Here is a 10,654-nt window from a genome sequence, read left to right as displayed (position 1 = left end):
CCCCCCGCCCCCCCCCCCCCCGGTACTTTAGCTTTGCGGGTTATCGGTTCACCTGCCCCAAGAGAACATTATGAAACGCATTATCCCCCGGACTTTGCTGACGCCGGCCGTGGTCGCCGTCTCCGTCATTTCCGTGATCCCGTTATTGATCACGCTGTATTACGCGTTCGTGCGTTATTCCATGCTCGATCCGAGCGGCCATCCTTTCCATGGGCTGGCCAACTTCCACTTTTTCTTTAGCGATGCCTCGTTCCTGCCGGCCTTGCAGAACACGTTTACCTTGCTGTTTTCCGTCATGCTGGTGACAGTCGTGCTGGGCACGGCGCTGGGCTTGCTGATCAATGAAGCGTTTCCGGGGCGCGCCGTCGTGCGCGTGCTCTTGATTTCGCCGTTTCTCGTCATGCCGGCCGTGAATGCCCTGATGTGGAAAAACATGCTGCTCAACCCGATCTACGGCCTGTTTGCGCAAATCAGCATCTTCTTTGGCGCCACGCCCGTCGACTGGCTGTCGGCCCACCCCTTGTTTTCCATCATCATGATGGTTTCGTGGCAATGGCTGCCGTTTGCCTGCCTGATCTTCATGACGGCGCTGCAATCGATGGACCGGGAACAGCTGGAAGCGGCGCGCATGGATGGCGCCACCTACCTGCAGCAGTTGCGCTACCTCTACATTCCCCACCTGGGACGCGCCGTCTCGGTGGTGCTGATGATCGAGATGATCTTTTTGTTGTCGATCTTTGCGGAAATCTTTACCACCACGGGCGGCGGTCCCGGCTTCGACACGACCACCATCACCTTCATGATCTATCAGCAGGCACTGCTGTCGTATGACGTGGGAGCGGCCTCGGCCGGTGCCCTGTTCGCCGTGCTCATCGCCAACATCGCCGCCTTCTTCCTGATGCGCGTCATCGGCAAGAATCTGTCGAAATAAGGAGACCTTGATGCATAGCAAACTTCATTTATATAGCCGCACGGCCGCCGCCTGGCTGTGTGCGCTGCTGCTGTTCTTCCCCATCTTCTGGCTGGGCCTGATGGCCTTCAAGACGGAAGGGCAAGCCATTTCCACGCCGCCGCTGCTGTTTTTCACGCCCACCCTGGACAGCTTCCGCGAAGTGCTGGCGCGCGACAATTACTTCGGCTACGCGTGGAACTCGCTGTTTACCAGCGTGGTGTCGACGGCCATCGGCCTCTTGATCGCCATCCCGGCCGCCTATTCGATGGCCTTCTTTCCCACGGGCGGCACCATCGGCTTGCTGAAATTCATGCTCAGCTCGCGCTACATGCCCGGCGTGGGCGCTTTGATGCCGATCTATATCTGCTACCAGTACTTCGGCCTGCTCGACACGCGCATCGGCCTGACCATCATGTTCATGCTGATGAACCTGCCCATCATGATCTGGCTGCTGTACACGAGCATGAAGGAGCTGCCGCGCGAAATCCTCGAGGCGTCGCGCATGGATGGCGCCACCGTGTGGGACGAGTTCCGCCACGTCGTGCTGCCCCTGTCCGTGGGCGGCATCGCTTCCACGGCGCTGGTCTGCATGGTGTGGTCGTGGAATGAATCGTTCTGGTCGCTGAACCTGGGCGCGTCCAACGCGGGCACGCTGGCCTGGCTCATCGCCTCGTATTCGAGCCCGGAAGGACTCTTCTGGGCCAAATTGTCGGCCGCATCGCTGATGGCCATCGCGCCCATCATGGCGCTGGGCTGGTTCTGCCAGAAACAATTGGTCCAAGGTATGACTTTCGGCGCCGTCAAATAATCGATGCCTCCATAAACCTACTGCGCGGCCCAATTTCGGCTCTCCGTTGCTCACTGTGCATCCGCACAGCTCCGCTACTCAAACCGAACTTGAACTGCTCGCTACGGTTTCTGAAAGCATCGAAAAACAAATCAGAATTGAGAAAAATCATGGCTTACCTTCAACTGAGCAATATCGAGAAATTCTTTGGCGAGCATCGCGCCATCAAGGGCATCGACCTGGACATTCAACAGGGCGAGTTCGTCGTCTTCGTGGGACCGTCGGGTTGCGGTAAATCAACCCTGCTGCGCCTGATCGCGGGCCTGGAACCGATCGACGGCGGCAAGCTGTCGCTCGACGGGCGCGACATCACGAACCTGCCGTCATCGAAGCGCGACCTGGCGATGGTATTCCAGTCGTATGCGCTGTACCCGCACATGACGGTGTTCCAGAACATGTCGTTCGCCTTGAAGCTGGCCGGCGTCGATCCGGTCGTCATCCGCGAGAAGGTCGACAAGGCGGCCGCCATCCTCGACCTTGGGCGTTACCTGGAGCGCACGCCGAAGGAATTGTCGGGCGGCCAGCGCCAGAGGGTGGCCATCGGCCGCGCCATCGTGCGCGACCCGAAGGTGTTCCTGTTCGACGAGCCGCTGTCGAACCTCGATGCGGCCCTGCGCGTGCAGACGCGCATCGAGATCGCCAAGCTGCACCGCGAGCTGGGCGCCACTACCATCTACGTCACGCACGACCAGGTCGAGGCGATGACCCTGGCGGACCGCGTGGTGGTGCTGCGCGACGGGCAGATCGAGCAGCATGGCTCGCCACTGGAATTGTATGACCGCCCGGCCAACCGCTTCGTCGCGCAATTCATCGGCACGCCCAGCATGAACGTGGTGCCCGCCGACGCGGCGCCGCAGCTGCTGGCGCAGGCGGGCAGCGCGGCGCAGGCCGATGGTTTTGTCGGCATCCGCCCCGAACACGTGCACCTGGGCGCGGCGCAGCCGGGCAGCGTGCCCGTCACCGTCGACCTGGTGGAGTCCCTGGGCGTGGAAACCCTGACCTATGTGCGCCTGCCGAACAATGTGCAGGTGGTCTCGCGCGGCGCGGAGCGCAGCAGCCTGCAGCCGGGCCAGCAGACGCACCTGACGTTCGAGCCGGGCTTCGTCCATTATTTCGACCGCGCCGGAAAGACTTACGCGGCCGCGAAAGGAGCGCTGTAATGGACGCCATCGCATTGAAGCAATCGAACCTGGCGCGGCTGCCAGGGAACGTGACCGTGCCCGCGTATGCGCGCGGCGCACTCGTGCCCAGCATCGTGCATATCGGCGTGGGCGGTTTTTTTCGCGCCCACCAGGCCGTGTACCTCGACGACTTGCTGGCCTTGCCCGGCAACGCAGAATGGGGCTATTGCGGCGTGGGTTTGCTGGCGTTTGATGCGGCCATGCGCGACGCCATGCGGGCGCAGGACGGTTTATATACGGTGATCGAACGCAGCGCGGCCGGCGATACGGCGCGCATCATCGGCAGCGTCGGCGAGTATCTGTATGCGCCCGACGAGCCGCAAGCCGTGCTGGAAAAGCTGGCCGACCCTGGCACGCGTATCGTTGCGCTGACCATCACCGAGGGCGGCTATTACGTCAACCAGGGCACGGGCGAGTTTGATGCGGATCATGCCGACATTGCGTACGAACTGGCGCATCCCGAGGCGCCGCGCTGCTCGTTCGGCTACCTGGCCGCGGCGCTGGCCCTGCGCCGCCAGCGGGGCCTGGCGCCGTTTACCATCATGTCCTGCGATAACCTGCAAAACAATGGCGACGTGACGCGCAAGATGCTGCTGGCCTTTGTCGCCCTGCGCGACGCAGAACTGGCGCGCTGGCTGGCCACGCAGGGCAGCTTCCCCAACAGCATGGTCGACCGCATCACGCCGGCCACCACGGATGAACACCGGGCGCTCGTGCGAGACAGCTTTGGCATCGTCGACGCCTGGCCCGTCGTGTGCGAGCCGTTCCGCCAGTGGGTCATCGAGGATGAATTCCCGCAGGGCCGGCCGGCCTGGGAAAAGGTGGGCGCGCAGATGACGCACGACGTGCTGCCGTATGAAAAGATGAAGCTGCGCTTGCTCAATGCCAGTCATCAGGCCCTGTGCTACATTGGCATGCAGCTCGGCTACACGTTTGCGCACGAAGCGATGGGCGATGCGGGCATCCGGCTGCTGGTGCGGCGCATGATGGATGATGAAGTCACGCCCCTGCTCGATAGCGTGGCGGGTATCGATTTGGAACGGTACAAGGCGACCCTGCTCGAGCGCTTTTCGAATCCGGCCGTGCGCGACCAACTGGCGCGCATCGGCACGGAAGGTTCTGCGCGCATCCCGAAATTCGTGCTGCCGTCCGTGCGCGAGGCGTTGGCCCGGGGCGGCGCCATCAAGCTGCTGGCGTTTACCGTGGCGTGCTGGTTCCGCTACCTGGAAGGCCACGACGAAGCGGGACGCGAGATGCCTTTGAGCGACCCGTATGCGGTGCGCCTGCGCGCGCTGGCGCTGCAGGGCGGCTCGGACGCCGCGGCGCTGCTGTCGCTGCGCGAGCTGTTCGGAGAATTGAGCGACACACAAGCGTTCACGCAGGCCGTATCGCAGTCGCTGGCCAAGCTGTACGGGCTGGGAGCGCGCGCGGCGCTGGAACAGATATTGGCCTGAGGGGGAGGGCGCGCCATGCCACGCAAAGCCGATGCCACATTGCCGCAGATGGAGCTGGAACAGCAGCGCGACGCCACGCCCGGCTTCGAGCCGAAAGGCAGTTTCGGCTTCATCCGCTACCTGGAGCATGGTTTTCCGAATGCGCTGGTGCGCTGGCATTACCACGACGAATACGAGCTGCATCTGATCGTCGAAACGAGCGGCAAGGTCTTTGTCGGCGACCATATCGGCCAGTTCGCGCCCGGCCACCTGGTGCTGACGGGCCCGCGCGTGCCGCATAACTGGGTCTCGCTGGACACGCCGCCCGAAGGCGTGGCCCTGCGCGACATGGTGATCCAGTTTTCGCATGCGCCGCTGGCGTCGATGGCGGCCGCCATTCCCGAATTGAAGGATATTTTCCCGCTGCTGCAGCGCGCCCTGCACGGCGTGGAATTCTTTGGCGTGAGCGAACAGTCGCTGCGGCGCTTCCGGCGCATCCGCGACAGCAGCGGCCTGCCGCGCTTCATTGAATTTCTCACCCTGCTGGGCGAGCTGGCGCAAACCAGCGACTACCAGCTGCTGTCGACGGTGCCCATGCAGTCGAGCGACGATGACGTGGCCCTGGCGCGCATCAGCTCCGCCATCAACTTCATCGTGCACAATTACAGCAGCCAGTTCTCGCTGAAACAGCTGGCCGAGCAGGTGGACATGCCCGAGCGGACGTTCTCGCGCTTCTTTCGCCACGCCACGGGCAACAGCTTCACGGACTTCGTCAACCGCCTGCGCATCAACAAGGCGTGCCAGCTGCTGATGGAAACGGAGCGCTACGTCAGCAACATCTGTTACGAGGCCGGTTTTAACAATGTGGCCAATTTCAACCGGCGCTTCCTGGAATTGAAGGGTATGACGCCGAAGGAATTCCGCCAGCAGGCCCTGGGCCGTTTTGGCAGCTGAGGTTTTTTGAGGTACATTCGATGGCACGGGCGGGGACAGCCTGGGAGAGACAAGCATGGAACACCTGTGGCAGAAGGACGGCGAGCGCAAGGCGCCCGAACTGGAACGCGAAAGCTACGACGGCATCATCAATTACCTGGAACACGGCTATCCCAGCTCGCGCGTGCGCTGGCACTGCCACGAAGAATATGAGCTGCACCTGATCGTCGCCACCAGCGGACGCCTGTTCGTGGGCGACTACATCGGCGAATTCTCGCCCGGCCACCTGGTGCTGACGGGGCCGCGATTGCCGCACAACTGGATTTCCAACGTCATGCCGGAAGGGGGCGTGGCCTTGCGCGACATGATCGTGCAGTTCGCCCACGCGCCGCTGGCGGGCGCCGCGCGCGTCATCCCCGAATTGCGCGAGCTGCTGCCCCTGCTCGAACGCTCCAGCTATGGCGTGGAGTTTTTCGACATGGGCCACGAGGCCGAGCAGCACCTGGCGCGCATCCGCGCCACGCATGGCGCCGAGCGCTTCGCCGCATTCGTGCAATTGATGAGCAAGCTGGCGCGCACGGCCAATTACCGTTTGCTGTCGAGCGCCTCGCTGCGTTCCTACGACGATGACGCCACCCTGGCCAAGGTCAATGCCGTCCTCAATTACATCACCGAGAATTACCGCGAGCCGATTTCGGCGGAAATGCTGGCCGATCAGGTGGGCATGTCGCTGAGTAAATTCTCGCGTTTCTTCCGCAAGGCGACGGGCAACAGTTTTACGGATTTCATCAGCCGGCTGCGCATCAACAAGGCGTGCCAGCTGCTGATGGACACCGACCAATACGTGTCCAACGTCTGCTACGACGTGGGTTTCCAGAACGTGGCCAATTTTAACCGCCGCTTTTTACAGGTAAAAGGCGTCACGCCGAAGCAATTCCGGCGCCAGGCCGATGGCCGCTTCGGCGGCATCGGCGGCCCTGTTGCGGATGCGCCACTGGCGTGACGGCTGTCATGGGCTTGTCACTTTGCCCGGTTACTCTCCACGGCTTCAATCTCACCTTAGCCGAGGAATGCATGAACACTGCTGTAACGTCGACCCCGAAACTGACCCTGCTGGCCATCGCCGCCGGCCTGGCCCTGGCCGCCTGCGGCGGCAGCGATAATCCGCCAGCGGAGCCTTCCAAGCCCGTGGCGCAGACGGGCGTGTTCCTCGACGGCGCGGTGGAAGGACTCGATTACGTGGCCGGCAGCGCGGCCAAGGACAGCACCAATGCCAAGGGCGAATTCATGTGCAACCCGGGCGACACGGTGGCCTTCAGCGTGGGCGGCCTGGCCCTGGGTTCGGCGCCGTGCGGCGCCATCGTCACGCCGCTGGCGCTGGCCGCCAGCACGAATGTGGCCGACGACAAGGTCGTCAACCGCCTGCTGGCGCTGCAACTGCTCGACGACGACAGCGATCCGTCGAACGGCATCAAGCTGACGGCCGAAGTGAAGGCGGCGCTGGCGGGCAAGACCCTGGACTTTGCCGCCGCCCCGGCCGTCTTCAACACGGCCCTGGCCGCGCATCTGGCGGCGGTAGGCGGAAAATTCGCCGGCCGCACGGTCGATGCCGAGCGCCGCGCCCTCGTGCGCGAGCATTTCGAAGATACACTGGCCTCAAAAGCGGGTGCGCCCGTCAACGAGGCGCTGACGCAAGCCAATCCTGTCGGCGAAGTGAAGGTGACCGTGACGCGCTACCAGATCCAGGCGGACAGCAAGTTCTACGTGCCGTACGAAGGCGCCAACGCCAAGATCAAGGGCGAATTCCCGAACGGCTTCCTGCCGTCGTACGGCTCGGGCCTGGCTTACAAGGGCAAGAATGCGGCCGGCGACCTGGAATTCTATGGCTTGACGGACCGCGGCCCGAACGGCGACGGCCCGCTGGTGCCCGACCCGTCGGGCAAGGGCACCATCGGCAGCAAGATCTTCCCGTCACCGAGCTTTACGCCTTCGTTTGGCGTGATCACCGTGGGCAAGAACGGCGCCGTGCTGGCATCGAGCACGCCGATCAAGGTGTCGGCCACCGTCAACAGCTCGGGCTTGCCCGTGCCCGTGGGCGCGGTCGGCAATTCGGCCGAGATTCCCGTCATGGATGCGATGAAGTTCGATGCCGCCGGCAAGGCCGTCTTCAATGCGGGCGGCCTCGATTCGGAAGCCATCGTCGTCGATGCCAAGCGCAATGCGCTGTGGGTGTCCGACGAATACGGTCCCTTCATCGTCAGGATCGATGCCGCCACGGGCGTCATCCAGGCCAAGTACGAGCCGGGCAAGGGCTTGCCGGCGCTGTTCGCCAAGCGCCGCGCAAACCGCGGCATGGAAGGCATGACCTTAGATACGAGCAATGACAAGCTGTACGCCTTCCTGCAAAGCCCCCTGTCCGACGGCAGCGCGCCGTACTCGGCGACGAAGAAGAATGAACAGGTGGAGCGCTTTGCCCGCTTCACGCGCTGGATCGAATTCGACCCGGTGACGGGCACCAGCGGCAAGATGTATGCGTATCCGCTCAATGCCGCCGACTACCAGGATGGCCGCACGGGCAACGCCAAGCTGGGCGACATGGTGGCGCTGGGCGGCGGCAAGTTCCTCGTCATCGAGCAGGGTGCCGCGCCATCGGGCAAGGTATTCAACAAGCTGATGCTGGTCGAACTGAAAGGCGCCACCGATATCGCGGCCGCCGCCTTCAACGCGACGACCTCGGACCTGGAAAAGAGCAGCATGGGCGGCGCCCCCTTCAATGGCGCCGACTGGGCCGCCGTCACGCCGCTGAAGAAAACCCTGTTGCTGGACTTGAACGCCATCGGCTGGGCGGCGGAAAAGGCGGAAGGCCTGACCCTGATCGACGACTCCACCATTGCGCTGGCCAACGACAATGACTTCGGCCTGAAAACCAAGGTCTTCGACGCGAATGGCGTGGAAGTCGATGGCGCCGACGTGACCAAGTGCACGGTCGACGCCAACGGCACCATCGTCACGAGCAGCGCGGCCGGCTGCAACGCCGCCAACTCCATCCGCGTGGCGCGCGGCGACGACCGCGAGCGTCCAAGCCGTCTGTGGATCGTGAAGTTCGCCAAGGCGCTCAATACGTATTGATCGCGTATTGATATTGCGCAGTTGATGGATGAAAAAAAGCCGCACAGTGCAAACTGTGCGGCTTTTTACTTTGGTACAGACTTACTTTTTAGTGTAAGTATTGAGCCAATCGAGCACCGTGTGGTGCCACAGCAGCGAGTTCGCCGGTTTCAGCACCCAGTGGTTCTCGTCAGGGAAGACCAGCAGCTTGCTCGGGATGCCGCGGCGCTGCAGCGCCGTGAAGGTGCCCAGGCCTTGCGCCGTGGGGATGCGGAAGTCCAGGTCGCCCTGCACCACCAGCATCGGCGTCTTCCAGTTTTTCACGAAGTTGACGGGATTGAACTGCTCGTACTTGGCCGGGGCGTCGTAGTAGGTGCCGCCGTTTTCCCACTCGGTGAACCACAGTTCTTCCGTCGCGTAAGCCATGCCGCGGTTGTCGAACACGCCGTCGTGGTTGACCAGGCACTTGAAGCCGTCCGGCCAGTTACCGGCGATCCAGTTCATCATGTAGCCGCCGTAGGACGCGCCCAGCGCGCAGCTGCGCTCGCGGTCCAGCCATGGGAATTTTTTGGTGGCCGCTTCCAGGCCCTTTTGCAGGTCGACCAGCGGCTTGCCGCCCCAGTCGCCGCTGATGGAGTCCGTGAACTTCTGGCCATAGCCGGTGGAACCGTGGAAGTCGATGAAGACGGTGGCATAGCCGGCGCCCGCATACACTTGCGGATTCCAGCGGTAGCTCCAGCTGTTGCCGAAGCTGCCCTGCGGGCCGCCGTGCACCAAGAAGGCGACCGGATACTTTTCGCCGGCCTTGGCATTCCATGGCTTCATGACGTGGCCGTAGACGGTTTCGCCATCCGCGCCCGCGAACGAGAATTGTTCATATTCGCCGAAACGCACGTTGGCCAGCGCTTGCGCATTCTGCCTGGTCAACTGGACCATCGGCGCCGTTTCCGACTTCGCGTCGAGCTTGCGCGTGTACAGCTGCGCGCCCGAAGCCAGGTTCGCCTGCGCCAGCACGATGGTATTGCCGCGCACGTCGAAGTCGCCCACGGCGCCCTTGCCGGTCAGCGCGTTGACCTTGCCGCTGGCCGCGTCGATGTGGAACAGACGGTGCTGGCCCACGTCATCGGCGGCGACGAGGAAGGCCTTGCCGTCCGGCGTCCAGCGGAAGTCGGCCACGGAACGGTCCCAGTCGTCGGCCAGGGTGCGCTTCTTGCCCGTGGCGACATCCATCAGCACCAAATGAAAACGGTCCGCTTCGAAGCCAGGCTTGGTCATGGCGACGTAGGCCAGGGTGCGGCCATCGGGCGAGTAGGTGGCTTTCGCATCCCAGGCGGGATTGTCGGCCGTGAGGTTGCGCGGCGCCTGGCCGCCGGCGGCTGGAATCGTGTAGACGTCGAAGTTGGTCGACCACGATTCCGTGCGGCCGGCCACGCGCACGGAGAAGGCCACCGTCTTGCCGTCCGGGCTGAAGTGGTACTCGCTGTTGTCGCCGAACGGCTTCGATGGCGCGTCGCCATCGAGGGTGCCGCTCAGGCTGACGGGCGCGGCGCTGACCTTGCCGGCCGCGTCGATCGGCGCCGAATACAGCGCATTGCGGCGGCCGTCGGCCCAGGTATCCCAGTGGCGCACGAACATCTGGTCGTAGACCATGCCGCTGGCCTTGTTTTTCGCTTTTTCATCGAGGCGTTTTTTCGTGCAGGCGATATCGGCGCAATCGAGGAAGACGCCCATGCTGAAGGCCAGGCGGTCGCCCTGCGGCGACAGGCGGTAGGTGTCGACGTCCAGCGCCAGGTCGGTGACCTTGGCCGCTTCGCCGCCGTTCAGGGGCAGTTGCCACACTTGCGAGGAGCCGGAGCGGCCGGACAGGAAGTAGATGGCGTCGCCGTTCGGCGACCATTGCGGGTCGCTGGCGCTGGCGTCGCCGCGCGTGAGCTGGCGCGGCGCCGCGTTCGGCGCGCGCAGGTCGATCAGCCACAGCTGCGTGTTGCCGCGGTTTTTCTCCAGGTTGGTGGTGCGCACCGTGTAGACGACGCGCGTGGCGTCCGGCGACAGCACGGGGCTGCCCACGCGTTCCATGGCGACCATGTCTTCCACGGTGAAGCCGCGCGGCGCGGCCAGCGCCGGTTCTGCGGCAACGGCGGTGGTGGCCATGGCGGCACTGAATGCTCCCAAGAGCAGCAGACGTAAACTCATTCAAACT

At 63.6% G+C, this 10,654-nt stretch carries 8 protein-coding genes; 7 read left to right on the top strand and 1 reads right to left on the bottom strand.

Annotated features, from left to right (window positions below):
• Positions 1 to 70 precede the first annotated feature (70 nt).
• From AC07X6_RS24945 to AC07X6_RS24915, 7 genes are all read left to right on the top strand, one after another.
• The gene (locus AC07X6_RS24945) at positions 71 to 931 is read left to right on the top strand and encodes a carbohydrate ABC transporter permease (protein ID WP_494792730.1); all 861 of its coding nucleotides are present in this window, start codon (positions 71 to 73) and stop codon (positions 929 to 931) included.
• 10 nt (positions 932 to 941) lie between these two features.
• Complete coding sequence (locus AC07X6_RS24940; protein WP_230542260.1) at positions 942 to 1,760, top strand: carbohydrate ABC transporter permease; 819 nt, start codon at positions 942 to 944, stop codon at positions 1,758 to 1,760.
• A gap of 149 nt (positions 1,761 to 1,909) precedes the next feature.
• Positions 1,910 to 2,959, top strand: coding sequence for an ABC transporter ATP-binding protein (locus tag AC07X6_RS24935; RefSeq protein WP_494792729.1), 1,050 nt, complete (start codon positions 1,910 to 1,912; stop codon positions 2,957 to 2,959).
• Positions 2,959 to 4,434 carry a mannitol dehydrogenase family protein gene (locus tag AC07X6_RS24930; protein ID WP_494792728.1) on the top strand — a complete coding sequence of 492 codons (1,476 nt, stop codon included), beginning with the start codon at positions 2,959 to 2,961 and terminating at the stop codon, positions 4,432 to 4,434. Before AC07X6_RS24935 ends, AC07X6_RS24930 begins: the two co-directional genes overlap by 1 nt.
• Positions 4,435 to 4,449: 15 nt before the next feature.
• On the top strand, positions 4,450 to 5,367 hold the full coding sequence (locus AC07X6_RS24925) for a helix-turn-helix domain-containing protein (RefSeq protein ID WP_494792727.1): 918 nt from the start codon (positions 4,450 to 4,452) through the stop codon (positions 5,365 to 5,367).
• A 55-nt stretch (positions 5,368 to 5,422) separates the two neighbouring features.
• Entirely contained in the window at positions 5,423 to 6,349 is a 927-nt protein-coding gene (locus AC07X6_RS24920; protein ID WP_230542256.1) for a helix-turn-helix domain-containing protein, read from the top strand.
• Between the two features lie 71 nt (positions 6,350 to 6,420).
• A complete protein-coding gene (locus AC07X6_RS24915; RefSeq protein ID WP_494792726.1) occupies positions 6,421 to 8,475 on the top strand; it encodes an esterase-like activity of phytase family protein in 2,055 nt (684 codons plus the stop codon).
• Between the two features lie 81 nt (positions 8,476 to 8,556).
• On the opposite strand, the gene AC07X6_RS24910 is transcribed toward AC07X6_RS24915, so the two are convergent.
• Positions 8,557 to 10,647: a S9 family peptidase gene (locus tag AC07X6_RS24910; RefSeq protein WP_494792725.1), complete on the bottom strand. Its 2,091-nt coding sequence runs from the start codon at positions 10,645 to 10,647 to the stop codon at positions 8,557 to 8,559.
• Positions 10,648 to 10,654 lie beyond the last annotated feature (7 nt).

Source organism: Janthinobacterium sp. GW460-12-1-14-LB5 (genome assembly GCF_059423585.1).
This window is presented reverse-complemented; position numbering and strand designations above follow the sequence as displayed.

What these genes read in the sequence shown, in the direction of transcription:
- AC07X6_RS24925 (WP_494792727.1), top strand. Translation starts at nt 4,450, where the DNA reads ATGCCACGCAAAGCCGATGCCACATTGCCGCAGATGGAGCTGGAACAG.
- AC07X6_RS24935 (WP_494792729.1), top strand. Translation starts at nt 1,910, where the DNA reads ATGGCTTACCTTCAACTGAGCAATATCGAGAAATTCTTTGGCGAGCAT.
- AC07X6_RS24930 (WP_494792728.1), top strand. Translation starts at nt 2,959, where the DNA reads ATGGACGCCATCGCATTGAAGCAATCGAACCTGGCGCGGCTGCCAGGG.
- AC07X6_RS24910 (WP_494792725.1), bottom strand. Translation starts at nt 10,647, where the DNA reads ATGAGTTTACGTCTGCTGCTCTTGGGAGCATTCAGTGCCGCCATGGCC.
- AC07X6_RS24940 (WP_230542260.1), top strand. Translation starts at nt 942, where the DNA reads ATGCATAGCAAACTTCATTTATATAGCCGCACGGCCGCCGCCTGGCTG.
- AC07X6_RS24945 (WP_494792730.1), top strand. Translation starts at nt 71, where the DNA reads ATGAAACGCATTATCCCCCGGACTTTGCTGACGCCGGCCGTGGTCGCC.
- AC07X6_RS24915 (WP_494792726.1), top strand. Translation starts at nt 6,421, where the DNA reads ATGAACACTGCTGTAACGTCGACCCCGAAACTGACCCTGCTGGCCATC.
- AC07X6_RS24920 (WP_230542256.1), top strand. Translation starts at nt 5,423, where the DNA reads ATGGAACACCTGTGGCAGAAGGACGGCGAGCGCAAGGCGCCCGAACTG.